General features: G+C 69.9%; 22 protein-coding genes. 15 read left to right on the top strand and 7 right to left on the bottom strand.

Annotation, left to right across the window (positions count from 1 at the left end; genetic code table 11):
- The first annotated feature begins 10 nt into the window (after positions 1–10).
- The gene (locus QY917_RS06845; protein ID WP_011804970.1) at positions 11–916 is read left to right on the top strand and encodes an SDR family oxidoreductase; all 906 of its coding nucleotides are present in this window, start codon (positions 11–13) and stop codon (positions 914–916) included.
- 110 nt (positions 917–1,026) lie between these two features.
- Here the strand turns inward: QY917_RS06845 and QY917_RS06840 are convergent, their stop codons facing one another.
- A complete protein-coding gene (locus tag QY917_RS06840) occupies positions 1,027–1,665 on the bottom strand; it encodes a DUF1566 domain-containing protein (RefSeq protein WP_123675830.1) in 639 nt (212 codons plus the stop codon).
- Positions 1,666–1,897: 232 nt separating this feature from the next.
- Between QY917_RS06840 and QY917_RS06835 the strand changes: the two genes are divergently transcribed.
- Both QY917_RS06835 and QY917_RS06830 read left to right on the top strand, forming a co-directional pair.
- Positions 1,898–3,136, top strand: a complete 1,239-nt coding sequence (locus QY917_RS06835; RefSeq protein WP_123675714.1) for a multidrug effflux MFS transporter — start codon at positions 1,898–1,900, stop codon at positions 3,134–3,136.
- On the top strand, positions 3,133–4,539 hold the full coding sequence (locus QY917_RS06830) for an MFS transporter (RefSeq protein ID WP_123675715.1): 1,407 nt from the start codon (positions 3,133–3,135) through the stop codon (positions 4,537–4,539). The genes QY917_RS06835 and QY917_RS06830 overlap by 4 nt, the downstream gene beginning before the upstream one ends.
- A gap of 154 nt (positions 4,540–4,693) precedes the next feature.
- Here the strand turns inward: QY917_RS06830 and QY917_RS06825 are convergent, their stop codons facing one another.
- Together QY917_RS06825 and QY917_RS06820 are read right to left on the bottom strand one after the other, a co-directional pair.
- Positions 4,694–5,779 carry a DUF72 domain-containing protein gene (locus QY917_RS06825; RefSeq protein WP_123675716.1) on the bottom strand — a complete coding sequence of 362 codons (1,086 nt, stop codon included), beginning with the start codon at positions 5,777–5,779 and terminating at the stop codon, positions 4,694–4,696.
- A 3-nt stretch (positions 5,780–5,782) separates the two neighbouring features.
- The gene (locus tag QY917_RS06820) at positions 5,783–6,187 is read right to left on the bottom strand and encodes a hypothetical protein (protein ID WP_123675717.1); all 405 of its coding nucleotides are present in this window, start codon (positions 6,185–6,187) and stop codon (positions 5,783–5,785) included.
- A gap of 76 nt (positions 6,188–6,263) precedes the next feature.
- Here QY917_RS06820 and QY917_RS06815 point away from each other — a divergent pair, with 76 nt between their 5' ends.
- The 3 genes from QY917_RS06815 (at position 6,264) to QY917_RS06805 (ending at position 10,731) form a co-directional block, all read left to right on the top strand.
- Positions 6,264–8,660, top strand: coding sequence for a Tex family protein (locus QY917_RS06815; RefSeq protein ID WP_123675718.1), 2,397 nt, complete (start codon positions 6,264–6,266; stop codon positions 8,658–8,660).
- Positions 8,661–8,732: 72 nt separating this feature from the next.
- Positions 8,733–9,557 (top strand): HDOD domain-containing protein, encoded by an 825-nt coding sequence (locus QY917_RS06810; RefSeq protein ID WP_123675719.1) that lies wholly within the window; start codon positions 8,733–8,735, stop codon positions 9,555–9,557.
- Positions 9,558–9,585: 28 nt separating this feature from the next.
- Positions 9,586–10,731 carry a phospholipase gene (locus QY917_RS06805; RefSeq protein ID WP_123675720.1) on the top strand — a complete coding sequence of 382 codons (1,146 nt, stop codon included), beginning with the start codon at positions 9,586–9,588 and terminating at the stop codon, positions 10,729–10,731.
- 30 nt (positions 10,732–10,761) lie between these two features.
- On the opposite strand, the gene QY917_RS06800 is transcribed toward QY917_RS06805, so the two are convergent.
- Positions 10,762–12,213, bottom strand: coding sequence for a PAS domain-containing protein (locus QY917_RS06800; RefSeq protein ID WP_123675721.1), 1,452 nt, complete (start codon positions 12,211–12,213; stop codon positions 10,762–10,764).
- Between the two features lie 104 nt (positions 12,214–12,317).
- On the bottom strand, positions 12,318–13,454 hold the full coding sequence (locus QY917_RS06795; RefSeq protein WP_123675722.1) for an iron-containing alcohol dehydrogenase: 1,137 nt from the start codon (positions 13,452–13,454) through the stop codon (positions 12,318–12,320).
- A gap of 62 nt (positions 13,455–13,516) precedes the next feature.
- On the opposite strand from QY917_RS06795, the gene QY917_RS06790 reads away from it, so the two are divergent.
- Genes QY917_RS06790 through QY917_RS06780 form a run of 3 tightly spaced genes read left to right on the top strand, consistent with a single transcriptional unit; the run spans position 13,517 to position 16,283 of the window.
- Positions 13,517–14,392 (top strand): 2-keto-4-pentenoate hydratase, encoded by an 876-nt coding sequence (locus QY917_RS06790; protein WP_123675723.1) that lies wholly within the window; start codon positions 13,517–13,519, stop codon positions 14,390–14,392.
- A 16-nt stretch (positions 14,393–14,408) separates the two neighbouring features.
- A complete protein-coding gene (locus QY917_RS06785; RefSeq protein ID WP_123675724.1) occupies positions 14,409–15,398 on the top strand; it encodes an alpha/beta hydrolase in 990 nt (329 codons plus the stop codon).
- A 21-nt stretch (positions 15,399–15,419) separates the two neighbouring features.
- Complete coding sequence (locus tag QY917_RS06780; protein WP_123675725.1) at positions 15,420–16,283, top strand: YbgC/FadM family acyl-CoA thioesterase; 864 nt, start codon at positions 15,420–15,422, stop codon at positions 16,281–16,283.
- 59 nt (positions 16,284–16,342) lie between these two features.
- On the opposite strand, the gene QY917_RS06775 is transcribed toward QY917_RS06780, so the two are convergent.
- Positions 16,343–17,278 carry a folate-binding protein YgfZ gene (locus tag QY917_RS06775; RefSeq protein WP_123675726.1) on the bottom strand — a complete coding sequence of 312 codons (936 nt, stop codon included), beginning with the start codon at positions 17,276–17,278 and terminating at the stop codon, positions 16,343–16,345.
- A 45-nt stretch (positions 17,279–17,323) separates the two neighbouring features.
- Here QY917_RS06775 and mltG point away from each other — a divergent pair, with 45 nt between their 5' ends.
- The 6 genes from mltG (at position 17,324) to QY917_RS06745 (ending at position 21,912) form a co-directional block, all read left to right on the top strand.
- Positions 17,324–18,325: an endolytic transglycosylase MltG gene (mltG, locus tag QY917_RS06770; RefSeq protein WP_123675727.1), complete on the top strand. Its 1,002-nt coding sequence runs from the start codon at positions 17,324–17,326 to the stop codon at positions 18,323–18,325.
- Positions 18,322–18,975: a dTMP kinase gene (gene tmk / locus QY917_RS06765; RefSeq protein ID WP_123675728.1), complete on the top strand. Its 654-nt coding sequence runs from the start codon at positions 18,322–18,324 to the stop codon at positions 18,973–18,975. The genes mltG and tmk overlap by 4 nt, the downstream gene beginning before the upstream one ends.
- Positions 18,972–19,970: a DNA polymerase III subunit delta' gene (locus tag QY917_RS06760; protein WP_123675729.1), complete on the top strand. Its 999-nt coding sequence runs from the start codon at positions 18,972–18,974 to the stop codon at positions 19,968–19,970. Before tmk ends, QY917_RS06760 begins: the two co-directional genes overlap by 4 nt.
- 16 nt (positions 19,971–19,986) lie before the next feature.
- Positions 19,987–20,346: a PilZ domain-containing protein gene (locus QY917_RS06755; RefSeq protein WP_088886564.1), complete on the top strand. Its 360-nt coding sequence runs from the start codon at positions 19,987–19,989 to the stop codon at positions 20,344–20,346.
- A gap of 73 nt (positions 20,347–20,419) precedes the next feature.
- Positions 20,420–21,229, top strand: coding sequence for a TatD family hydrolase (locus QY917_RS06750; RefSeq protein WP_123675730.1), 810 nt, complete (start codon positions 20,420–20,422; stop codon positions 21,227–21,229).
- A complete protein-coding gene (locus tag QY917_RS06745; RefSeq protein WP_123675731.1) occupies positions 21,226–21,912 on the top strand; it encodes an ankyrin repeat domain-containing protein in 687 nt (228 codons plus the stop codon). The genes QY917_RS06750 and QY917_RS06745 overlap by 4 nt, the downstream gene beginning before the upstream one ends.
- Before the next feature lie 122 nt (positions 21,913–22,034).
- On the opposite strand, the gene msbA is transcribed toward QY917_RS06745, so the two are convergent.
- The gene (msbA, locus tag QY917_RS06740; protein ID WP_123675732.1) at positions 22,035–23,819 is read right to left on the bottom strand and encodes a lipid A export permease/ATP-binding protein MsbA; all 1,785 of its coding nucleotides are present in this window, start codon (positions 23,817–23,819) and stop codon (positions 22,035–22,037) included.
- Between the last annotated feature and the right edge of the window lie 46 nt (positions 23,820–23,865).

The following is a 23,865-nucleotide window of genomic DNA, read 5'->3' as shown; positions in this document are numbered from 1 at the left end:
GACACACAGCATGATCGACAACTTCGCCGGCAAGACCGCCGTGCTCACGGGGGCGGGCTCGGGCTTTGGCCTGGAGTGCGCCCGCATCGGCGCGCGCCTGGGCATGAACCTGGTCCTGGTGGACGTGCAGCAGGACGCACTGGAGCGCGCCGCCGTGGAGCTGGCCGCCGCTGGCGCCCCCGTGCTGGCGCGCCGGGTGGACGTGTCCAACGCCGCGCAGATGGAGCAGCTGGCGCAGGACGTGGTGCAGCACTTCGGCGCGCCGCACCTGGTGTTCAACAACGCGGGCGTGGGATCGGGCGGGCTGGTGTGGGAGAACTCGGCCCGCGACTGGGAATGGGTGCTGGGCGTGAACCTCATGGGCGTGGTGCACGGCGTGCGCCTGTTCACCCCGCTGATGCTGCAGGCCGCCAAGGACGACCCCGCCTGGCGCGGGCACATCGTCAACACCGCCAGCATGGCCGGCCTGCTGGCCCCGCCCAACATGGGCATCTACAACGTCAGCAAGCACGCCGTGGTGGCACTGAGCGAGACGCTGTACCAGGATCTGGCGCTGGTCACCGACCAGGTGGGCGCCAGCGTGCTGTGTCCGTATTTCGTGCCCACGGGCATCAGCCAGAGCGAGCGCAACCGCCCGCAGGTGCTGGCGGACGAGCGGCCCACCAAGAGCCAGCTCATCGGCCAGGCCATGATCGGCAAGGCCGTCACCAGCGGCAAGGTGACGGCCGCCGAGGTGGCGCAGAAGGTCTTCGACGCCGTGGCGGCGGGGCAGTTCTACATCTACAGCCACCCGCAGGCGCTGGGGGCCGTGCGCACGCGCATGGAAGACGTGGTGCAGGCACGCAACCCCACCGACCCGTTCGCGGACAAACCCGAGCTGGGGGCGCAACTGCGGGCGGCGTTGCGCGCGCAGTGACCGGATTTTGAATTGAAATGGCTTCTGGCGCTTGCTGGATCAGCGCTAGCAGCTATTGAAAATGTAGCGTTTGCGCGTCCACCCAGGTGCAGGGTGCGCAGAGCATCCGCTCAGGGCGCCGGGCGCACCAGCCGTATGGGCAGGCGCGTGCTGCGGCCCACGTCGCCGCGGGCCTCGCCGCTGGTCATGTCCACGGCCCAGCCCTGCTGCACCGACAGGCTGCTCTCGCCCGCGCCGCCGCGCGCCACATTGCCGTAGGCGTAGGGGTTCACGCTGAGGGTGTTGACGCTGGCGGTGCCGGTCCAGTGCCATTCCAGCGGCGCATTGGGAAAGAGTTGGGGGTCGACCGAGGGCGGCTGCGCGTTGCGGTTGACCAGGCGGCGCAGCTCGGGCACGCGCGGCAGGCGCCAGCGCACGCCCTCGTCCTTCCAGCGCTGGCGCACCAGCGCCTGGGCCTCGCCGTAGGTGTAGCGCAGGGCCACGCCGGTGCAGGTGGTGCCTGTCCATTGCATGCCCTGCGCGCAGCGCGGCCAGGCCAGCCGCGCCTGCGTGTCGATCACCAGCGCGCCGTCGGGCGACGGCACCAGCACCGGCTGGGCGGGCGCGACCGGAACGGGCGGGGCGTCGTCGGCCTCGTCCTCACGGTCCGTGGCGGCGAGGGCGGGCGCGGCCAGGAACAGGGCGCCAGCGCACAGGGCCAGGGTGGCGGCCCAGCCGCGCACGGCGGGGGCGATCGGGGGCAGGGGCATGCGGTGTCTCCGGGCGAGGCAGTACAGGACGGCAGGGAACAGTGCGGCCGAGCCGCGCACGCGATTGTCGGGCGGCGGCAGGGCCAGGCAACCCGTGAACAGCGGGCAGGAAGGGCGGCTTTTGTGGCCATCGAACGCACGCGGGTGCCGGCCGCGGCGCTGCATGGGAGGCGATGTGGGCCTTCGCGCAGCGCGCCAGCACGATCCGGCCAGTGTGGCGACAATCGCCCGAATGCCCTTTTCCCCGTTTTTCCGCATGGCCCTGATCCTGGGCCTGCTCTCGGCCATCGGCCCATTTGCCATCGACATGTACCTGCCGGCGCTGCCGGCCATCGGCGCAGCGCTGCGGGCCGACGTGGGGGCGGTGCAGTGGAGCCTGACGGCCTTCTTTCTCGCGCTGGGCGTGGGCCAGTTGGTCTACGGCCCGGTGTCCGACATGGTCGGGCGCAGGCCGCCGCTGTTCTTCGGGCTGGGCCTGTTCACGCTGGCCAGCGTGGGCTGCGCGCTGGCGACCGACGTGCACACGCTGGTGCTGCTGCGCTTTGTGCAGGGGCTGGGCGCGGCGGCGGGCATGGTGATTCCGCGCGCGGTGGTGCGCGACCTGCACACGGGCACCGCGGCGGCCCGGCTCATGTCGCTGCTGATGCTGGTGTTCAGCGTGTCGCCCTTGTTGGCGCCATTGGTGGGCAGCGGCGTGATCGCGCTGGCCGGCTGGCGCGGCGTGTTCTGGGTGGTGGCGGTGGCGGCGCTGGCCGGGCTGGTGTTGGTCCAGCGGGCGCTGCACGAGACACGGCCCGCCGGCCAGCGGGTGCGCAGCTCCGTGGGCAGCGCGGCCGCGGCCTACACGACGCTGCTGCGCGACTGGCACTACCTGGGGCTGGTGGGCATCGGCGGCTGCTCCATGGCGGGTTTCTTCGTTTACCTGGCGGGCTCGCCTTTCGTGCTGATCAACCACTACGGGTTGTCGCCCGTGCAGTACAGCGTGGCGTTTTCGGTCAACGCGGCGGCCTTCTTCGCCAGCGCGCAGCTCACGGCGCGGCTGGGGCGGCGCTACGGCATGGCGCCGGTGGTGAAGGCGGCCGCCAGCGGCGCGGGCGCGGTCATGCTGGCCCTGCTGGCGCATTACCTGCTGGGCGGCGACCGGCTGGCCGTGCTGCTGGTGCTGTACTTCGTCGCCAGCGCGCTGATGGGGCTGGTGATCCCCACCACCTCCGTGCTGGCGCTGGAGGAGCACGGCACCATTGCGGGGACGGCGTCCGCCCTCATGGGCACGCTGCAGATGCTGATCGGCACCCTCGCCATGGCGGCGGTGGGCCTGTTTGCCAGCGACGCGCCCCTGCCCATGGTGGTGGGCATGGCCACGGGGGCGCTGACGGGGGTGGCGCTGACCTGGATCACGCTGGGGCCGGCGGGCGCGCAGCGCATCGCGCACGGCGCCGCGAAAGACATCGCCCCGGAGCGCCGGCCATGAGCGGCTTACCCGTGGGTGCGCCGCCCCTGGCCGACGGCCTGCCGCAGCCCGCACGCCGCCAGGCGATGCTGGTCATCGTTCTCGGGCTCACGCTGGCGGTGCTCGACAGCAGCATCGTCAACCTGGCGCTGCCCGACATCGCACGCCAGTTGCAGTCGGGCGCGGCGCAGAGCGTGTGGGTGGTCAACGCCTACCAGCTCGCCACGCTGGTCGTGCTGCTGCCGCTGGCCGCGCTGGGCGAGCGCGTGGGCTACCGGCGCGTGTACTTGGTGGGCATGGCGCTGTTCGCGCTGGCGTCGGTGGGCGCCATGCTGGCGGCCAGCATGCCCGCCTTGATTGCCGCGCGCGCGTTGCAGGGCCTGGGCGCCGCGGGCGTGATGGCCGTGAACGCGGCGCTGGTGCGACTGATCTATCCGCGCGCACAGCTGGGCCACGGCATGGCCATCAATTCGCTGGTGGTGGCCACCGCGTCCATGGCGGGGCCGTCGGTGGCGGCGGCCATCCTGTCGGTGGCGTCGTGGCCCTGGCTGTTTGCCATGAACCTGCCCTTGGGCGTCGGAGTCTGGTGGCTGGGGCGGCGCGCGCTGCCGGTCAATCCTCCATCCGCCAACCATGCGCCGCGCTTTTCCGCCATCGACGTGCTACTCAACGGCGCCATGTTCACGCTGCTGTTCCTCGGTGGGGAGCAACTGGGCGTGCGCAGCGCGGCGCAGGGCGGCAGCGCGGCCACGGGTGCGATCCTGCTGGCCGCGGGCGTGGCCGTGGGGGCGGTGTTCCTGTGGCGCCAGCGCGGCTTGGCGGCGCCGCTGTTTCCGGTGGACCTGCTGCGCATTCCGGTGTTCGCCCTGTCGATGGGCTCTTCCGTGGGGGCGTTCTGCGCGCAGATGCTGGGCTTTCTGTCGCTGCCCTTCCTGCTGCTGGAGGCGCAGGGCCGCACCCACCTGGAGGCCGGGCTGCTCATCACGGCCTGGCCCCTGGCCACCGCCGTGGTGGCGCCGCTGGCGGGCCGGTTGATTGGCCGCTACCCGGACGGCCTGCTCGGCGGCATTGGCATGGCGGTGTTTGCTGCCGGCCTGGTCTCGCTGGGCCTGATGCCCGCGCAGCCCGCGGACTGGAACGTGGCCTGGCGCATGGCGCTGTGCGGTGCCGGCTTTGCGCTGTTTCAGTCGCCCAACAACCACACCATCGTCACCTCGGCCCCGCTGCATCGCAGCGGCGCGGCCAGCGGCATGCTGGGCACCGCGCGCCTGACGGGCCAGACACTGGGCGCCGTGTCGCTCGCGGCCATCTTCGCCCTGCGGCCGGGGCACGATGGAAGCGCGGAGTCGCTGGCACTGCTGGTGGCAGGGGCGTGCGCGGTCGTGGCGGGGGTGTGCAGCTCGCTGCGGGTGAGGCAGCGGTAAGAGGGCCCGAGCAGTGGCGCTTGTGCGCCCCATGTGGGCGGTGTTCTTGGTCTCCCTTTGGCGCAAGAAGAACGTCGTGCGGGCGCGGCAGTCCGTGATCGTCAGATCGTCAGATCGTCAGAAAAGATAGCTGCCAGCGCATGCCAGTCAAGCGTTAGAGCTGTTTTTTATCATAAAGAACCACTTGTTCCGCCAGCCGCTGCACTGTCAGCGGCGCACAGCCTTCCGCGTGGTTGCTGATGGTCACGAAGGCGTTTTGGCCCCGTCCGCAGATCCCCGCCACCGTGCGCGCCAGCAGCGCCAGGTTGTCCGGATCGGGGTCGTGAATGCGGTCGTAGGGCGCATAGCCCTTTTCAGCGGCTTCATACCCCTGGGGGCCGTGCACGGGGTTCAGGTTCCACCGGCAGACCAGTGGGCCGGGCCAGAGCCGGCGCAGCAGCGGTAGTTGCTCGGCCAGGGGCGGCAGGCGCGCATGCAGGCCCAGGCAGTAGGTGGCACCGCTGCTGCGCAGTACGTCGGCGAAGTGGTGCAGTTGCGCGGGCGCCAGCCATTCGGGGTCGCGCACCTCGACGGCCAGGACGGCGTCGGGCGCCGCGGGGCATAGCGCCGGTTGGGCCTGCAAGAGCGTGCGCAGTCGCTCCAACACCTCGGGCAGGCGGTCCAGCAGGTTCCAGGGCAGCGGGCTTAGCTGAAACACCAGCGCGCCGGTGCGCTGGCCCAGCCCCTCCAGTGCGGGCGCCACAAACTCCTGGGCGGCCAACTGCGCATTCAGGAAGGCCGGGTTGGGCTCGCGTCCACGGCCGTCCTCGCTGCGCACCAGCGCGTCGGTGACCAGGCTGGGCGCCTTGACCACAAAGCGGAAGTCCGCCGGCACCTGGGCCGCGTAGCGCGCATAGTCGCTGGCCTTGAGCGGGCGGTAGAAGCTCCGGTCGATGCTCACGGTGCGCATCAGCGGATGCTGGGCCAGCACGGGCAGGCCTTTGCGGGCCAGCAGCTGTTCGGAATGCGCCCCCTCCCACACGAAGCCCTGCCAGCCAGGGTAGCTCCAGGAGGAGGTGCCCAGGCGCAGCGTGGGCGGCAGCCGGTTGGCGAGTGCGCGCAGATCGTCGCCCCACGCGGCGGGATGCACGCCGGTGCGGCGGGTGGGTGACTTTTCCCGTGGGCGGGCGTGGGTGTCTTCCGGTGGTCGTGGCGGTGCTGAGGGCGATGGCGGCGCACCGCCAAACAGATCGTCCTGCATGGATCACAGGCCCTCGAACAGGCCGCCCGCGTTGAGCAGGGCGTAGACGATCTCGGGGTGCCGCTCCATGCTTTTCTTGATGGCCGCAGGGATGGCCTGGCGCGTCTTGCGGCACAGGCCCGGCTGCTCCTGGACCAGCACGGTGATGCCACGCAGGCTGCGTACCTCGTTGGGGCTGGTGCCGATGGTCAGGCGCACGCCGAGCTGCTCCAACAGGCGCTGCTCCATGTGGCGCAGGTCGGCCAGGCTGGTGAGGCTCTCCAGGCGCTGCACGAGGCGTTTTTCCTCCTCGCGCGTGAGGCGCAGGATGCGCACATCACCGCCGGGCGTGCGCATCAGCGCGTCGCGCTCGCACACGCAGGCGCCGGGCGGGCATTCGGTGCGGAGGGGGAAGGGAGGGGTGGACATCGGCAGTTGCAATTTTAGGGAGCAAGCCCTGTGGCAAACTCGCGCGCTTCGTGTTTTGACCCGTCTCAGAAGGCACATGCAGCAGATCGTTCGGCAGTTGGCCGCAGAAATCAAAGTCACCGAATCCCAGGTCCGCGCAGCGGTGGAGCTGCTCGATGGCGGGGCCACCGTGCCCTTCATCGCACGCTACCGCAAGGAGGTGACCGGCGGCCTGGACGATGTGCAACTGCGCGAGCTCGAAGCGCGCCTGGCCTACTTGCGCGAACTGGAAGACCGCCGCGTGGCGGTGCTGAAAAGCATCGACGAGCAGGGCAAGTTGACCGACGCATTGCGCGCTGCCATTGCTGCTGCTCCAACGAAGCAGGAGCTGGAAGACATCTACCTACCCTTCAAGCAAAAGCGCCGCACCAAGGGCCAGATTGCCCGCGAGTTCGGCATCGAGCCGCTGGCCGACAAGCTGCTGGCCGACCCCACGCTGGATCCGCACGCCGAGGCCCAGGCCTTCTGCCAGCCCGCCACCACGCTCGATGACGGCAAGCCGGGGCCCGATTTTTCGACCACCTTCGCCGTGCTCGACGGCGTGCGCGACATCCTGTCCGAGCGCTGGGCCGAGGACGCCGTGCTGGTGCAGTCGCTGCGCGAATGGCTGTGGGCCGAGGGGCTCTTGCGCAGTAAGAAGGTGGAGGGCAAGAACGAGAACGACCCCGAGGTGGCCAAGTTCCGTGACTACTTTGAGTACGACGAACCGATTGGCCGCGTGCCCTCGCACCGCGCGCTGGCGGTGTTCCGCGGCCGCGCGCTGGAGATTCTGGAAGCCAAGCTGGCGCTGCCTGAGCCGCAGGCGAATTCCACGTTCAAGCCCGAGCCGGGCCAGCCCAGCATCGCCGAGGGCAAGATCGCCCTGCACCTGGGCTGGAGCCACCAGGGCCGCAAGAGCGACGACCTGCTGCGCAAGTGCGTGGCCTGGACCTGGCGCGTGAAGCTCAGCCTGTCCACCGAGCGCGACCTGTTCTCGCGCCTGCGCGAGGAGGCTGAGAAGGTGGCCATCAAGGTGTTTGCCGACAACCTGCGCGACCTGCTGCTGGCCGCGCCCGCCGGCCCGCGCGCCGTGATGGGGCTGGACCCCGGCATCCGCACCGGCGTGAAGGTGGCCGTGGTGGACCGCACCGGCAAGCTGGTGGAGACCGCCACCGTCTACCCGCACGAGCCGCGCCGCGACTGGGACGGCAGCCTGGCCACGCTGGGCCGCCTGTGCATGAAGCACGGCGTGCAGCTCATCGCCATCGGCAACGGCACCGCCAGCCGCGAAACCGACAAGCTGGCGGCCGAGCTGATCAAATTAATGCAAAAACAGGCCGTAGACCAGGCAGGTCAAGCGCTACCAGCTATTGAAAAGATAGTGGTGAGCGAGGCCGGCGCCTCGGTGTATTCCGCCAGCGAGTACGCCAGCCAGGAAATGCCCGACGTGGACGTGAGCCTGCGCGGCGCCGCCAGCATTGCGCGCCGCCTGCAGGACCCGCTGGCCGAGCTGGTGAAGATCGAGCCCAAGAGCATCGGCGTGGGCCAGTACCAGCACGACGTGAACCAGAGCGAGCTGGCGCGCACGCTGGACGCCGTGGTCGAGGACTGCGTGAACTCCGTGGGCGTCGACCTGAACACCGCCAGCGCGCCGCTGCTGGCGCGCGTGTCGGGCCTGTCGGGCAGCGTGGCCAAGGCCGTGGTGCGCTGGCGCGAGCAGCACGGCGCCTTCAGGAACCGCAAGCAGCTCATGGAGGTCAGCGGCCTGGGTGCCAAGACCTTCGAGCAGGCGGCCGGCTTCTTGCGCATCCGCGATGGCGACAACCCGCTGGACATGACCGGCGTGCACCCCGAGACCTACCCCGTGGTCGAGCAGATCATGGAAAAGACCGGCAAGCCGGTGGCCGAGCTCATGGGCCGCGCCGAGATGCTCAAGACGCTCAAGCCCGAGCTGTTCGCCAACGAGAAGTTCGGCGTGATCACCGTGCGCGACATCCTGGGCGAGCTGGAAAAGCCCGGCCGCGACCCGCGCCCCGACTTCAAGGTGGCGCGCTTCAACGAGGGCGTGGAAGACATTGCCGACCTGCGCGAGGGCATGGTGCTGGAGGGCACGGTGAGCAACGTGGCCCAGTTCGGCGCCTTCGTGGACCTGGGCGTGCACCAGGACGGGCTGGTGCACGTGAGCCAGCTCAGCCACAAGTTCGTGAATGACGCGCGCGAGGTCGTCAAGACCGGCGACATCGTCAAGGTGAAGGTGCTGGAGGTGGACGCGGCGCGCAAGCGCATCAGCCTCAGCATGAAGCTGGACGCCGCACCCGCGCGCCGCGACGGCCCGCGCGACAACCGCTTCGAAGGCGCGGGCCGTGGCTACGCCCCGCCGCGCCGCGCGGCCGAGCCGGCGCAGCCCTCGGCCATGGCCTCGGCCTTCGCCAAGCTGCAGCAGGGCAAGCGCTGAAGCGCTGCCCGTAAACAACCGTAAGAGTTGCATGGATAATGGCCCGACTTTCCTGTCTGGGCGATCCGATCCATGGAGTTGAACGCACTGCTGGCGCAGCCCATCACGCTGCCCAGCCTGCCACGCGCGGTGGCGCTGCTGATGAACGAGCTGAGCGCGGTAGAGCCCAACCTGCGGCGCCTGAACCAGCTCTTCGGCACCGACCCTGCACTGGCCGCACGCCTGCTGGAAGAGGCGAACACGCCTCCATTCGCCGCGCAGCGCCAGATCGGCGGTATTCCTGAGGCGCTGGCGCTCCTGGGGGTGTCCCAACTGCGCGCGCTGGTGGCGTCCGCGCCGCTGGGGACCACGTCGCGCTCGGTGCCGGGGATGAACCTGCAACACTTCTGGCGCTACAGCCTGCACACGGCCAAAGTGGCACGCGCGCTCGCCGGGCTGGTGCACCACAACCAGATCGCTGCCTACACGGCCGGCCTGCTGCACGGGGTGGGCGAGCTGGCCATGCACCTGGCCGACGCGAGCCGCATGCAGACCCTCAACAGCCTGGTGGGCCCGCTGGACCTGCGCCGCGCCCGGCTGGAGCAACACCTGTGCGGCTACTGCTACGCCCATGTGAGTGCGGGGCTGGCCTGGCGCTGGCAGTTGCCCGAGACCGTGGTGGACGCGCTGCGCCACCACCATGCGCCGTTCGACAACGATGTGTACGAGCCGCTGGCGGGAGTGCTGCACCTGGCCGCGTGGCGCGCCCGCGCGCGCGAGGCGGGGCTGGATGCGCGCGAGCTGGCGGGGTCCTTCCCCGGCGAAGTCGGCATCGCGCTGGGGTTGGACATCGACATGGTGCTGCAGCAGGACCCCATTGACTGGAAGGTCCGCCCCGACGCGGGCGATTACGTGTGAGCCGGCGCATGCGTGAGGCGGGGGCGTGATGAAGGCGCTGTGCATCCATGCCGGTCCGCAGGCGCTGCAGCACATCGGGCGCCATGGCCTGGCGCCGAGCGACGTGGCCGTGATTCCCGCGGCCGCGGGCGGCCCGAAGGGACTCATCCTCGGCCCGCTGGACCGGTTTGTCTTTGGTGAATGGCTGGCGCAGTCGGCACAGCCGGTGGACCTGGTGGGCGCCTCCATCGGCGCGTGGCGCATGGCCACGGCGTGCCTGGATAACAGCCTGCCGGCCTTCGAACGGTTGGAGCACGACTACATCCACCAGGAGTACGAGCTGCCCCCCGGCGCGCGCCGCCCCACGGCGGACGCGGTGAGCGCGCAGTTCGGCCAGAACCTGCAGGCCTTCTTTGGCGGCCGTGTGGACACGGTGCTGGGCCATGCGCGCTACCGGTTGCACATCATCGCCGCGCGCGGGCGCCACCTGCTGGCGCGCGAGCACCGCTGGGGCACGCCGCTGGGCTACCTGGGCGCTTTCGCCAGCAATGCGCTGCACCGCCGCGCGCTGGCGCTGTGGCTGGACCGCGTGGTGTTCTCCACCGCTGCGCCGGGCGCGCTGCCGTTTGACGTGCGCGACTTCCGCACCCACCAGGTGGCCTTGACCCCGCAGAATTTCATGCCCGCGCTGCAGGCCAGTTGTTCCATTCCCTTCGTGCTGCGCGCCGTGCACGACATCGCAGGCGCACCGCGCGGCGCCTACTGGGACGGGGGCATCACCGACTACCACCTGCACCTGCGGTATCAGGCGCCAATTGCTATTAAAAATATAGCTGATACCGCTTTGCCCGCGGGTGCTGCAGGCCAAAACGGCTTGGAAAGTGCACCGGGGATCGTGCTGTACCCGCACTTCCAGCACCGCGTGGTACCCGGCTGGCTGGACAAGGGGTTGCCCTGGCGCCACCGCGCCACGCCGGCGCTGGACCGCATGGTGTTGCTGTCGCCCCATCCCGACTGGGTGCGCAGCCTGCCCGGCGGCAAACTGCCGGACCGCACCGATTTCACCCGCTACGGCACCGACACGGCCGCGCGCGCCCGTGCCTGGAGCACCGCGACGGCGGCGGCGCAGCAGCTGGCGGACGAGTGGGCGCAGTGGCTGCGGCGGCCCGATCCCGCCCGCGTCCAGCCGCTGTGAGCGTGTCCGCCGCGGCGTGCCGCGGCAACGTCACCGGGGGCGAAAGACCAGCACGTGGCCCACGGCGGTGCCGTCGGGCGCGTGCACGGCCGCCACGGAGTAGTCCACCGTGCGCGGCGCACCCGAATGGCAGGCGAGGATCGCGGTGGCCGGGGCGCCCGCGCCGTGCGCAGCATGCCCCTGCGTTCCCGAGGCGGCGAGCACGGAGTGCGGTGGCTCCAGGCGAAAGACCTCATCGACGTGGCGGCCGACCGTCTGCCCCTGCGCAAGCCTGATGACCCGCTGGGCTGCGCCGTTGATCGTGCGCACAAGGCCCTGCGCGTCGATGGTGATGACGCCATCGGCCACGGCATCCAGCGCGGCCTCCGCACACGCACGGCCGGCGCGCTCTGCCTGCAGTGCCTGGGTGTGCTCCGTCATGTCCACCAGCACGCCGATGGTGCCGGCGGGTACGCCGTCGGGCGCGGTGAAGGTGGCGTGGTAGCAGGCCATCTCGTGCGGCACGCCCTGCAAGGGGCGAACGGTGGTCTGCCATCCCGAGGGCCGGTCGGACAGCCGCTGGGCCAGGACGATGGAGGAGTCCACGCCGTCGGCCCAGAGCTGGTCCAGCGTGCCCGCGACGGTGGAGGGGCGGGAGGCATTGAGCAGTTCGCGCCAGGCCTTGTTGGTCTCCAGGTGCGCGCCATCCGCGCCCAGCACGAACAAAGGCAGAGGCAGGGCGTTCACCAGCTGGCGGCGAAAGTGCAGTTGCTCGTTCTGCTGCCGCTGGGTTTCCTGCAGAGACAGCACCAGGGACTGGACCTTGCCTGCCATGTCGTTGAAGGTGTCGGCGATTTCGCGCGCCTCCAGCGTGCCCGTGCGGCGTATGCGCGCGTCCAGGTGGCCTTGCTTGAAGCGCTCCGCCGCGTGCCGCATGCGGTCCAGCATGCGGTCGTTCGCGCGCAGGATCAGGGTCAGCAGGAGCAGGATGGTGAAGATGTTCAGCGCCGTGATGCGCAACTGCGTGGCCATCGCGCCCCAGGCGCGGTCCACGTAGTGCTGGGGCCACAGCGCCAGCGCCAGCTGCCCCGTGCGGCCGTCCGCCAGCCGGTGCGCCACCGTGTGGCGCGGGGTGGGCAGGTCCAGCAGCTCCACGAACCACGGCGGCGCCTTGGTGGGCGGCATGGCGTTGCGCAGGTCGACGGCCGGGCGGGAGGGCAGTTCCCAGCGGATGGACTGGATCGGTGCGTCCGCGACCTGCGCGGCCTGGCGCAGGCGCTCCTGCGCTGCAGCATTGCCGGCAGGCTCGTCCAGCGCCTGCAGCACGGCGTACGCGGCTGCCTGCAGCTCTGCGCGCATGCGCAGCTGCGCCTCCTCACGCTCGGCGCCCACCAGCGCGTGGTAGCGCACCAGCGTGACCGCCACCATGATCAGCACAATGGGAACGTACAGGCGCGGGTAGGTGCCTTGCGTCAGCCATTTGGAGAGCGGGTATGTGCGCATGCGGTACGCGGCCCCGCCGAACCGGCGGAATGCGTGTTAATAAATGTTAAGCGCACCAGTGTAGCGAGGCCGCCGGGCGCCTGCTCGGCGAACGCTGCCGCGGGTCAGAGCGACTCGACCAGCATCTCCCGGTAGTCGTCCGGCGTGGCCAGGCGGGGATTGGTCTTGTGGCAGTGGTCGGCCAGGGCGCCCTTGATCACGTCGTCGAACACGGCCTCGGTCACGCCCATGGCCGCCAGGCCCGTGGGCAGGCCCAGGCGTGCGCTCATGTCGCGGATGGCATCGGGGATGTCGCTGGCAGAGGCCAGGCCCATGGCATGGGCCATGCGCTCCAGGCGGCGCTCTTTGCGCACCGATTCGGCCTGCGCGTTGAAACGCACCACGGCGGGCAGGAACACGGCGTTCAGCGTGCCGTGGTGCAGGCGCGGGTTCAGCCCGCCCAGGCTGTGGCTCAGGGAATGCACGCAGCCCAGGCCCTTTTGGAAGGCCATCGCGCCCTGCATGCTGGCGCTCATCATGGCCAGGCGTGCGTCGCGGTCCTGGCCGTCGCGCGTGGCGGCCTCGATATGGTGCCAGCCGCGCTCCAGGCCATCGAGCGCAATACCGTCCGCCGGCGGGTTGAAGGCGGCGGACATGAAGGTCTCCATGCAGTGCGCGATGGCGTCCATGCCTGTGGCGGCCGTCAGCAGGGGCGGCAGGCCCAGCGTGAGGCCCGGGTCGCAGATGGCGGCCTTGGGCACCAGGTGCCAGGAGTGAAAGCCCAGCTTGCGGTGGTCATCCACGATGATGATGGCGCCGCGCGCCACCTCGCTGCCGGTGCCGCTGGTGGTGGGCACGGCGATCAGTGGCGCGGCGCGCTCGGTGATGCGCGGCGAGCCCCCCTCGATGGTGGCGTAGTGCGTGAGCGGGCCGTCGTGCGTGGCGGCGATCGCGATGCCCTTGGCGCAGTCGATGGCGCTGCCACCGCCCACGGCGATCAGGCCGTCGCAGCCCTGGGCCTTGTAGAGTTCCACGGCCGCGCGCACGGCCGCCTCGGTGGGGTTGGAGGGCGTCTGGTCGAACACGGCGACGTTCAGGCCGGGCAGGGCGTCCAGCGCCTGCTGCAGCACGCCGGCGGCCTTCACGCCGGGGTCGGTGACCACCAGGGGGCGGGTGATGCCGATGCGCTCGCATTCTGCTTTGAGCAGGCGCACGGCGCCGAATTCGAACTGGATCTGGGTGACGTAGTAGATGAAAGCCATGGTGTGCGAAAGAGAGGGAGTGCCAGTAGGATCGCCCGACACACTACAACCAGGAGACACGCATGACCATGAAGCAAACCCTCATCGCCCTGGGCGCGGGGGTCGCCTTGGCGACCGGCCTGGGCGCCCAGGCCGAGTGCCTCAGCGACGCCGCGGTGGGGGCGATGGCCTCGCACTACGCCGCCAAGACCCCCGCGCCCAACTTCCCGGCACTGTCGGACGCCGACGGCGCCTGCACCCGCGCCAAGTTCAATGCGCTGCTGGGCGCCCGCCTGGGCAAGGTGGTGGGCTACAAGGCCGGCCTCACCAACCCCGCGGTGCAAAAGCGCTTCAACACCGACAAGCCGGTGTGGGGCAAGCTGTACGAGGGCATGGTGCGCCCCGGCGGCAGCACCGTGCCCGCCGCGTTTGGGGCGCGCCCGCTGTACGAGGCCGACCTGCTGGTACGCGTGAAGGATGCGGCCATCAACCACGCGCGTACGCCCGAGGAGGTGCTGCAGCACATCGACCAGGTGATCCCCTTCATTGAACTGCCCGACCTGGTGGTGCAGGCGCCGCCCCAGCTCAACGGCGCCGGCGTGGGCGCGATCAACGTGGGCGCGCGCCTGGGTATCGCCGGGCAGCCTATCGCCGTGCCGGCGACGCGCGGCGAGCGCTATGCGCTGCTGGACGCGCTGGAGCGCATGACCGTGCAGCTCACGGACCATTCCGGCGCGCTGCTCGCCAGCGGCAAGGGCAGCGATATCCTCGGGCATCCGCTCAACGCCGTGGTCTGGCTGGCCCAGGCGCTGCAGCAGGAGGAGATCACGCTGCAGCCCGGCGACCTGGTGAGCCTGGGGTCGTTCTCGCCGCTGCTGCCCCCGCGCGCCGGCCTGAGCGTCTCGGCCACCTATCTGGGCCTGCCCGGCGCGCAGCCGGTGCAGGTGCACTTCCAATAACCCAAGGACTTTTCCGTTGACGACGCCCGGTTCCGCTTCCCATGTGCCTTCCCCCCACCACGCGCGGCTCACGCCGCAGATGCGCAACGTCATCGACGGCATGGCGCGCGCCGGGCGCCCCCCACTGCACACCCTGAGCCCTGCACAGGCCCGCGCTGCCTATGAACTGGGTGCCGGGGTGCTGGAGCTCCCCAAGGCGGCCCTGCCGCGCGTGGAAGACCTGCGCATCCCCGCACGCGACGGCACCCCGCTGGCCGCGCGCCTGTATGCACCCACGGCCTCTGACGCGCAGGCGCTGCCGTTGCTGCTGTACCTGCACGGTGGCGGCTTCACCATCGGCAGCATTGCCACCCACGACGTGCTGTGCCGCGAGTTGGCGCGGCTGGCCGGCTGCATGGTGGTGTCGCTGGAATACCGGCTCGCGCCCGAGCATCCGTTCCCCACGGCCAGCGACGATGCGTGGGACGCGCTGGCCTGGCTGGCGCAGCACGCCACCACGCTGGGCGCCGACCCGTCGCGCCTGGCGGTGGGCGGCGACAGCGCAGGCGGCACGTTGGCCGCGGTGTGCGCTCTGCAGGCGCGCGATGCCGGGCTGCCCCTGGCGCTGCAGTTGCTCATCTACCCCGGCACCACGGCGCACCAGGACACGCCTTCGCACACCGAGTTCGCGCAGGGCCTGGTGCTCGAACGCGCGGCCATTGGCTGGTTTTTCGACCAGTACATCCCCAGCCGTGCCGAGCGCGAGGACTGGCGCTTCGCCCCCTTGCTCGCGCCCGACGCCGAGGGCGTGGCGCCGGCCTGGATCGGTCTGGCCGAGTACGACCCGCTGGTGGACGAGGGCGTGGAGTACGCGGACAAGCTGCGTGCCGCGGGCGTGCCGGTGCAACTCGAGATCTACCGCGGCGTGACGCACGAATTCATCAAGATGGGTCGCGCCCTTCCCGAGGCGCGCCAGGCCCATGCCGATGCTGCCGCCGCGCTGCGCAGCGCCTTTCAACTCGACTGATCCCTTCGACGGAAACACGCCATGCAACGCTCTGACTTTCGCTGTTTTCACCGCCTGCGCGTGCGCTGGTCAGAGGTGGACATCCAGAAGATCGTCTTCAATGCCCACTACCTCACCTACGCTGATTGCGCCATGACCGAATACTGGCGCGCGCTGGCGTTGCCGTACGAAACCGGCATGCAGGCGCTGGGCGGCGAGGTGTACCTCAAGAAAGCCAGCGTCGAGTACCACGCCTCGGCCCGGCTCGACGACCTGCTGGACGTGGGCATGCGCTGCGCGCGCGTGGGCACCACGTCGCTGGTGTTCGAGGCCAGCATGTTCGCTGGCGATCGGCTGCTGGTGACCGTGGAACTGGTCTATGTGTTTGCCGACCCCGCCACGCAGACCAAGCGCGCCGTGCCGCCCGCGCTGCGCGCGATGATCGAGCACTTCGAGGCCGGCGGCGAGATGGTGGAGCTGCGCGTGGGCGACTGGGCCACGCTGGGGCGCGACGCCACGGCGCTGCGCACGGCGGTGTTCGTGCAGGAGCAGGGGATTGCGCCCGAGATCGAGCTGGACGCGCTGGACGCCACTGCCGTGCACGCCGTCGCCTACAACCGCCTGGGTCTGCCCGTGGCGACGGGCCGACTGCTGCAGGATGCGCCGGGCGAGGCGCGCATTGGCCGTATGGCGGTGGATCGCGTGTTGCGCGGCCAGCGTTGGGGCCGCATGGTGCTGGACGCGCTGGTGCAGGCGGCGCGCGCGCGCGGCGACGCACAGGTCACGCTGCATGCCCAGTGCAGCGCCGAGGCGTTCTACCGCCGCGCGGGCTTTGAGGCGGCAGGCCAACCGTATGAGGAGGCGGGCATTGCCCACATCACCATGCGGCGCAGTCTGCAGGGCTGACGGCTTCTTTATTGATAGCTGCTAGCGCTTGTCAAATAAGCGCTAGCGCCTGTTTTTGCTTAAATGTCTTCCAGCAGCGCGTAGGGCAGCGGCAGCAGCGTGAGCGCCACGCCATCCGCGGCGCCCATCCGCAGGGCGCCGCCGGTGGCTGCGATCTGCAGCGACACCAGCGCATCCACGCCGCCGGTGGGTGCGGCCGCAACCTGCACCACCGTGCCCACGGGCTGTTCGGCGTCACCGTCGGCAAACACTTCAGCACCCACGGCCACGGCCGAAGGGGCATGTGCCAGGTAAGTGCGCCGCTTGAGCGTGCCGCGGAACTGGCTGCGCGCCACGACCTCCTGGCCGGGGTAGCAGCCCTTCTTGAAGTTCACGCCGCCCACGGACTCATAGTTCAGCATCTGTGGCACGAAGGCCTCGACCACGGGCGCGGTCAGGGTGGCGATGCCGCTGCGCACCTCGCTCCACAGCCACAGCGCTTCGGTCAGGGCTGCGCCAGCGGGCGCGGCGCTGCCAGCGGGCGCTACCCACAGCGCGCGCGGCTGCCCTTCGGCGGGGTAGAGCTGCACCACGCTGGCATCCCCCACATCGGTCTTGGCCCAGGGCTCGCCAGCGGGTAGCACGGCGCGGGCGGCGTCGCCCAGCAGGCCGTACAGCGCGAAGTCGCCGGTGGCATCGGTCAGCTGGGCCTTGGCGCGCATCACGAACATCGACAGGCGCTTGAGCGCGGGCGCCAGCAGGTCGCGGGCGCAGACCAGCAGTACCTCGGCCTCGCTGCGCTTGAAGGCGATGAAGCTGGCCTGCATGCGGCCTTTGACGGTCAGGAACGCCGCCAGGCGGGCGTGGTGCAGATCCAGCAGCGCGAAGTCCTGCGTCAGCTGGCCGTGCAGGAACTTGGCGGCGTCTTCACCGGCCACGCGGATCACGCCAAGGTGGGACAGGGGGACTACGCCGTCCGCAGGCAGGGACGGGGGCACTGGCATGGAGTCGGTCATGGCTGAATTATGATGCCCGGCTTCTTTCATACAGGCTGCAGGGTTGTGCGTCGTTTCCTCGCATTGGTGTTGCTCATCGTGATCGCCGTGGGCGCTGTGGCCGCCTGGTGGCTGCAGGCGCCGTTGCCGGTGCGCGCGGACGTGCCCGCCGGCCAGCCGCTGGAGCTGGAGATCGAGCCTGGCACCACGCCACGCAGCGTGGCCCGCGCGGTGGTGCGGTCGGGCATGGCCACGGATGCAGACGTGCTGTTCCTGTGGTTCCGGCTGTCGGGCAAGGACCGCGAGATCAAGGCCGGCAACTACGAGATTCCCCAGGGCACCAGCCCCTACGCGCTGCTGCAGAAGCTGGTGCGCGGCGAGGAGGCATTGCGCGCCGTCACGCTGGTGGAAGGCTGGACCTTTCGCCAGGTGCGCCAGGCGCTGGCGCGGGCCGAGCAGCTCAAGCCCGACACCCAGGGCCTGAGCGACGCGGACATCATGGAGCGCCTGGGCCGCGCGGGCGTGCCCGCGGAGGGGCGCTTCTTTCCCGACACCTACACCTATGCCAAGGGCAGCAGCGACATTGCCGTGCTGCGTCGCGCGCTGCACGCCATGGACCGGCGTCTGGACGCGGCCTGGGCGCAGCGCGCGCCGGACACGCCGCTCCAATCCGCCGACCAGGCGCTGATCCTGGCGAGCATCGTCGAGAAGGAAACCGGCCGCGCCGAAGACCGCGCGCAGATCGCCGGCGTGTTCAGCAACCGCCTGCGCGTGGGCATGCTGCTGCAGACCGACCCCACGGTGATCTACGGCCTGGGTGAGAAGTTCGACGGCAACCTGCGCCGCCGTGACCTCACCGCCGACACCCCCTACAACACCTACACACGTGTGGGCCTGCCGCCCACGCCGATTGCCATGCCAGGCAAGGCGGCGCTGTTGGCCGCGGTGCAGCCCGCGCCCACCAAGGCGCTGTACTTCGTGGCGCGCGGCGACGGTTCCAGCCACTTCAGCAGCACGCTCCAAGACCACAACCGTGCGGTGAACCGCTACCAACGCGGCCAGAAATGACCAACGGCGCATTCATCACCTTCGAGGGCATCGACGGCGCGGGCAAGTCCTCGCACATCGACGCGCTGGCCCAGGCGCTGCGCGCTGCGGGGCATACCGTGACCCTGACGCGCGAGCCCGGCGGCACACCGCTGGCCGAGAAGCTGCGCGGGATGCTGCTGCACGACAGCATGGACGCGCTGACCGAAACGCTGCTGGTGTTTGCCGCGCGGCGCGACCATCTGCGCTGCGTGATCGAGCCGGCGCTGGCACGCGGCGAGGTGGTGTTGTGCGACCGGTTCACCGATGCCACCTTTGCCTACCAGGGCGCAGGGCGCGGCTTCGATCTGGAGGTGCTATCGTATATGGAGCGCCTTGCGCAGACTGGTGTTGGTCTGCAGCCCGATTTGATGCGAAACCCGGACCTCACGCTGTGGTTCGACGTGCCACCTGAGGTGGCCGCGCAGCGCCTGTCCGCCGCGCGCGCGCCCGACCGCTTCGAGTCGCAGCCTGTGGAATTCTTCACCCGCGTGGCGCGCGGCTATGCCGACCGCGCCGCGGGAGCGCCGCAGCGCTTTGCGCGCATCGACTCGTCGCAGCCGCGCGAGCAGGTTGCCGCGCAGCTGCGTGCCGTAGTGGCCGCACACGGCTGGCTGGCGCAGACGCCATGAGTGCCACGGTTGCCCCCTGGATCGCCGCGCAGCGCCAGACGCTGCTGGCCCAGCGCGGCCACGCGTGGCTGCTGCAGGGCCCGTCCGGCCTGGGCCAGTACACGCTGGCGCTGGAGCTGGTGCGCGCCTGGCTGTGCGATGCGCCCACCGCGCACGGCGCCTGCGGCCAGTGCGCCAGCTGCCATGGCATCGATGTGCATACGCATGCCGACCTGTGCGTGCTCATGCCCGAAACGCAGGCGCTGGCCCTGGGCTGGCCGCTGCCCGAGAAGGCGCAGGCCGAGATCGAGGACAAGAAGCGCAAGGCCAGCCGCGAGATCCGGGTGGAGGCCATGCGCGACGCGGTGGAGTTCGCCCAGCGCACTAGCGGGCGTGGCCGCGGAAAGGCCGTGCTGGTCTACCCGGCAGAGCAGATGAACCATGTGACGGCCAACGCGCTGCTCAAGACGCTGGAGGAGCCGCCGGGCGACGTGCGGTTTGTGCTGGCCACCGAGGCCGCGCACGAACTGCTGCCCACCATCCGCAGCCGCTGCCTGGGGCACACCCTGCAGTGGCCCGATCCGGCCCAAAGCCAGCAATGGCTGGTAGAGCAGGGCGTGCCCGCTGATGCGGCCGAGGCCCTGCTGCGCGCCGCCGGCGGCCGGCCTGACGACGCATTAGCCCTGGCGCGTGCGGGCCGCAGCCCGCAGACCTGGGCGCTGCTGCCCAAGGCCGTGGCGCGCGGCGACGTGTCGGCGCTGGCCGGGCTGGAACCCGCACAGGCCGTAGATGCCTTGCAAAAGCTCTGCCACGATCTGCTGGCGCAACGCGTGGGTGCACAGCCGCGCTATTTCTCGCCCGCCGACTTGCCCGCGCCGCCCGGCGTGGGGCCGCTCACGCGCTGGTCGCGCGCCCTCGCCAAGGAGGCGCGCACGGCCGAGCACCCCTTCAACGCCGGCCTGATGCTGGAGTCGCTTGTGGCGCAGGCGCGCCACACACTAAACTCGCGCCATTGAAAGCCTTCTACGACCTATGAGCAGTCCCTCCACAGCGCCGCGCCCCAGCGTCATGCAGCTGAACATCAAGGAAAAGGCCGCGCTGTACGCAGCCTATATCCCGTTCTTCGAAGAGGGCGGCATCTTCGTGCCCACGGCGCGCGAATACAAGCTCGGCGATGATGTGTACGTGCTGCTCACGCTGCCCGACGACCCGCAGCGCTACCCCGTGGCCGGCCGCGTGGCCTGGGTGACACCCGCGCGCGCCGCGGGCAACCGCACGCAGGGCGTAGGCATCCAGTTCCCCAAGGACGAGAAGTCGCGCCAGCTCAAGCACAAGATCGAGGAAGTGCTGGGCACGGCCCTGGCGTCTGAACGGCCTACGCAGACCATCTAAGGGCAACCCTTCGCGGGCCCCGCAGGATGCCGACCGCGCCCGCCGGTCGGCATTTTTGTTTTTCGAGACCACCATGTTTGTCGATTCCCACTGCCACCTGAACTTTCCCGAACTCATCAGCCAGTTGCCGCAGATCCGCCAGGCCATGGCCGAGGCGCAGGTGGACCGCGCGCTGTGCATCTGCACCACGATGGAGGAGTTCTCCGCCGTGCACGCGCTGGCGACCGGCTATGACAACTTCTGGGCCACGGTCGGCGTGCACCCGGACAACGAAGGCGTGGCCGAGCCCTCCGTGCAGGACCTGCTGGAGCGCGCAGCGCTGCCGCGCGTGGTGGCCATCGGGGAGACGGGGCTGGACTACTACGGCATGGATGACCGCAAGGGCGGCCGCAGCATCGCCGACCTAGAGTGGCAGCGCGAGCGCTTTCGCACGCACATCCGCGCTGCGCGCGCGGCGGCCAAGCCGCTGGTGATCCACACGCGCAGCGCGTCGCAGGACACCCTGGCCATCCTGCGCGAAGAGGGCGAGGACGGTGCGGGCAACCGTGCGGGCGGCGTGTTCCACTGCTTCACCGAAACCGCCGAGGTGGCCCGCGCGGCGCTGGACCGGGGCTACTACATCTCGTTCTCGGGCATCGTCACGTTCAAGAACGCGCAGGACCTGCGCGACGTGGCCGCCTTTGTGCCCATGGACCGCCTGCTCATCGAGACCGACAGCCCGTATCTGGCGCCGGTGCCTTACCGGGGCAAGACCAACAACCCGTCTTATGTGCCCTACGTCGCCCAGCAGCTGGCACAGGTGAAAGGGCTGAGCGTCCAGCAGGTGGCCGAGGCAACCAGCCGTAACTTCGAGCAACTTTTCTTGAGCAAGGAGGCAGTATGAAGAGCCTGTTGCAGCGTCGCAGCGCCCTGGCGTGGCTCGCCGTGGTTGCCGCCGGCACCGCGGGGCCGGCGCATGCCGGCGCGTACGACGATTTCCTGCGTGCCATCGCGCGCGACGATGCCGCCACGGTGGCTTCGCTGCTGCGCCGCGGGTTTGACCCCAACGCGCGCGATCCCAAGGGGCAGCCCGCGCTGATCCTGGCCCTGCGCGAGGAAGCGCGGCAGGTGGCCGAGGTGCTGATCGCCGCCAAGGGGCTGAAGGTGGAGGAGCGCAATGCCAAGGACGAAAGCGCGCTGATGATGGCCGCGTTGCGCGGCAATCTGCCCGCTGCGCGCGGCCTGATCGCGCGCGAGGCGGACGTCAACAAGACCGGCTGGGCGCCGCTGCACTATGCCGCCGCGAGCACCACGGCCGATGCCGCGGCCATGGTGGCGCTGTTGCTGGAGCATCACGCCTACATCGACGCCGCATCGCCCAACGGCACCACGCCGCTGATGATGGCCGTGCGCTACGGCACGGCGGATGCGGCGCGCCTGCTGATCAGCGAGGGGGCCGACCCATCGCTGAAGAACCAACTGGGCCTGTCGGCCGTGGATTTCGCCATGCGCGCCGACCGGCAGGACATGGTGCAACTGGTGGCGGAGGCCGTACGCCGCCGCCAGCCGGACCGCGGGAAATGGTAGGCCCTTGGGCGCGTACGCTATGAATAACGGAGCTGCTGGCGCTTTTCAGCTGGAAGTTTCAGGTCAAAAGAGTGCTACATCGCTTACAGGGTAAGCGCAAGCAGCTATTGTTTTGGTAGTCGTCATGCGCCGCCATGTGCGCGCAGGCGAGCGTACAGGCCGCCCCGGGCCAACAGCTCCGCGTGGGGGCCCTGCTCGACGATGCGCCCTTGCTCCATGACCACCACGCGGTCCGCGTGTTCGATGGTGGAGAGGCGGTGGGCAATTACCAGCGTGGTGCGCCCCTGCATGAGGTGCTGCAGGGCCTGCTGTACCAGGCGTTCGGATTCGGTATCCAGTGCCGAGGTGGCCTCGTCGAGGATGAGCACCGGAGCGTCGCGGTAGAGCGCCCGCGCGATGGCCAGCCGCTGCCGCTGTCCGCCCGACAGCTGCGTCGCGTTGTGCCCCACCACGGTGTGCATACCCTGCGGGAGGCTGGCCACGTACTCGGCGAGGTTCGCTGCGTCCAGACAGTGCTGCACACGTTGCTCGTCCACGGCAGCGCCCAGCGCCACGTTGGCGGCGACGCTGTCGTTGAACATCACCACGTCCTGGCTCACCATGGCGAATTGCGCGCGCAGGCTGGGCAACGCCCACTGGTCGGTCGCCACGCCATCCAGCAGCACCTGGCCGCTGCTGGGGCTGAGAAAGCGCGGCAGCAAGTTCACCAGCGTGGTCTTGCCGGCACCGGAGGGGCCAACGAACGCCACCACTTCGCCCGGGCGGATGTCCAGGCTCACGGCGTCCAGTGCGGGTGCCTGGTCGGGACGGAAGGACACGGTCACGTTGCGCAGGGCAATCGCCCCCTGGGCGCGCTGCGCGGTGTGCGTGCCGCCTGTCTCGGCCGGCGCCTCGTGCAGCAGGGCCAGACCCCGTTCCAGCGCCGCCACGCCACGCGTGATGGGGTTGGCGATGTCGGCCATGCGGCGGATGGGCGCTATCAACATCAGCATCGCCGCGATGAACGAGGCGAAACCGCCCACGGTCACGTCCTTGGCACCGTTGCCATGGCTTTGCCACAGGGCGATGCAGATCACGGTGGACAGCGCGCCCGCGGACAGCAACTGCGTGGTGGGCGTCATGGCGGCCGAGGCGATCGTGGATTTGATGGCCAGGCGGCGCAGGCGCTGGCTCAGCGTGTCAAAGCGCGCGGCCTGCTCGGCCTGGGCGCCGTGCAGGCGTACCACACGGTGGGCCAGCACGTTCTCTTCGACCACATAGGCCAAGTCGTCGGTGGCCTGCTGGCTGCTTTTAGTGATCTTGTACAGGCGCCGCGAGAGCGTCTTCATCACCCAGGCCACCCCCGGCACCAGCACGGCCACGATCAGCGTGAGTTGCCAGTTCAGGTAGATGAGATAACCCAGCAGGGCGACCAGCGTGAAACCGTCGCGCGACAGGCCCAGCAGCGCCTGGACCAGCGAGGTGAACCCGGTCTGCACCTCATACACCACGGTGTTGGACAGTGCGCTGGCCGACTGGCGATGGAAAAGCCCCATGTCCGCCGCCAGCAGCCGCTCGAACAGCGCCGTGCGCAGGCGCAGCATGCCCTCGTTGGCGATGCGCGTGAGGGCGTACTGTCCCGTGAACTGGGCCAGCCCACGCACCAGGAAGACGCCGATGATGGCCACGGGAACCATCCACAGCTCCAGCGATCCTTCTGTAAAACCCTGGTCCAGCAATGGTTTGAGAAGCGCGGGAATCAATGGCTCGGTAGCGGCCGCGACGATCGTCGCCAATACCGCCATGGTCCATGCCAGCCGCTGGTGACCGAAGTACGGATGGAGCCTGCGCAACCGCTCCCACAGCGAAAGAGGCTGCGGAGCTTGCTGCAAAGTGGTCTTTGGCGCGCTATGATTCGAATCTTGCATGAGGGGCGGATTCTACGTTTCGGCTATTGCAGACCGGCACAGTTTG

It is taken from the genome of Diaphorobacter sp. C33 (assembly GCF_030503915.1).
Taxonomy (GTDB): domain Bacteria; phylum Pseudomonadota; class Gammaproteobacteria; order Burkholderiales; family Burkholderiaceae_C; genus Diaphorobacter; species Diaphorobacter nitroreducens.
Note: the sequence above shows the minus strand (reverse complement) of the source record. Positions and strands in the feature narration are given on the sequence as shown.

What these genes read in the sequence shown, in the direction of transcription:
- QY917_RS06845 (WP_011804970.1), top strand. Translation starts at nt 11, where the DNA reads ATGATCGACAACTTCGCCGGCAAGACCGCCGTGCTCACGGGGGCGGGC.
- QY917_RS06840 (WP_123675830.1), bottom strand. Translation starts at nt 1,665, where the DNA reads ATGCCCCTGCCCCCGATCGCCCCCGCCGTGCGCGGCTGGGCCGCCACC.
- QY917_RS06835 (WP_123675714.1), top strand. Translation starts at nt 1,898, where the DNA reads ATGCCCTTTTCCCCGTTTTTCCGCATGGCCCTGATCCTGGGCCTGCTC.
- QY917_RS06830 (WP_123675715.1), top strand. Translation starts at nt 3,133, where the DNA reads ATGAGCGGCTTACCCGTGGGTGCGCCGCCCCTGGCCGACGGCCTGCCG.
- QY917_RS06825 (WP_123675716.1), bottom strand. Translation starts at nt 5,779, where the DNA reads ATGCAGGACGATCTGTTTGGCGGTGCGCCGCCATCGCCCTCAGCACCG.
- QY917_RS06820 (WP_123675717.1), bottom strand. Translation starts at nt 6,187, where the DNA reads ATGTCCACCCCTCCCTTCCCCCTCCGCACCGAATGCCCGCCCGGCGCC.
- QY917_RS06815 (WP_123675718.1), top strand. Translation starts at nt 6,264, where the DNA reads ATGCAGCAGATCGTTCGGCAGTTGGCCGCAGAAATCAAAGTCACCGAA.
- QY917_RS06810 (WP_123675719.1), top strand. Translation starts at nt 8,733, where the DNA reads ATGGAGTTGAACGCACTGCTGGCGCAGCCCATCACGCTGCCCAGCCTG.
- QY917_RS06805 (WP_123675720.1), top strand. Translation starts at nt 9,586, where the DNA reads ATGAAGGCGCTGTGCATCCATGCCGGTCCGCAGGCGCTGCAGCACATC.
- QY917_RS06800 (WP_123675721.1), bottom strand. Translation starts at nt 12,213, where the DNA reads ATGCGCACATACCCGCTCTCCAAATGGCTGACGCAAGGCACCTACCCG.
- QY917_RS06795 (WP_123675722.1), bottom strand. Translation starts at nt 13,454, where the DNA reads ATGGCTTTCATCTACTACGTCACCCAGATCCAGTTCGAATTCGGCGCC.
- QY917_RS06790 (WP_123675723.1), top strand. Translation starts at nt 13,517, where the DNA reads ATGACCATGAAGCAAACCCTCATCGCCCTGGGCGCGGGGGTCGCCTTG.
- QY917_RS06780 (WP_123675725.1), top strand. Translation starts at nt 15,420, where the DNA reads ATGCAACGCTCTGACTTTCGCTGTTTTCACCGCCTGCGCGTGCGCTGG.
- QY917_RS06775 (WP_123675726.1), bottom strand. Translation starts at nt 17,278, where the DNA reads ATGACCGACTCCATGCCAGTGCCCCCGTCCCTGCCTGCGGACGGCGTA.
- tmk (WP_123675728.1), top strand. Translation starts at nt 18,322, where the DNA reads ATGACCAACGGCGCATTCATCACCTTCGAGGGCATCGACGGCGCGGGC.
- QY917_RS06760 (WP_123675729.1), top strand. Translation starts at nt 18,972, where the DNA reads ATGAGTGCCACGGTTGCCCCCTGGATCGCCGCGCAGCGCCAGACGCTG.
- QY917_RS06755 (WP_088886564.1), top strand. Translation starts at nt 19,987, where the DNA reads ATGAGCAGTCCCTCCACAGCGCCGCGCCCCAGCGTCATGCAGCTGAAC.
- QY917_RS06750 (WP_123675730.1), top strand. Translation starts at nt 20,420, where the DNA reads ATGTTTGTCGATTCCCACTGCCACCTGAACTTTCCCGAACTCATCAGC.
- QY917_RS06745 (WP_123675731.1), top strand. Translation starts at nt 21,226, where the DNA reads ATGAAGAGCCTGTTGCAGCGTCGCAGCGCCCTGGCGTGGCTCGCCGTG.
- msbA (WP_123675732.1), bottom strand. Translation starts at nt 23,819, where the DNA reads ATGCAAGATTCGAATCATAGCGCGCCAAAGACCACTTTGCAGCAAGCT.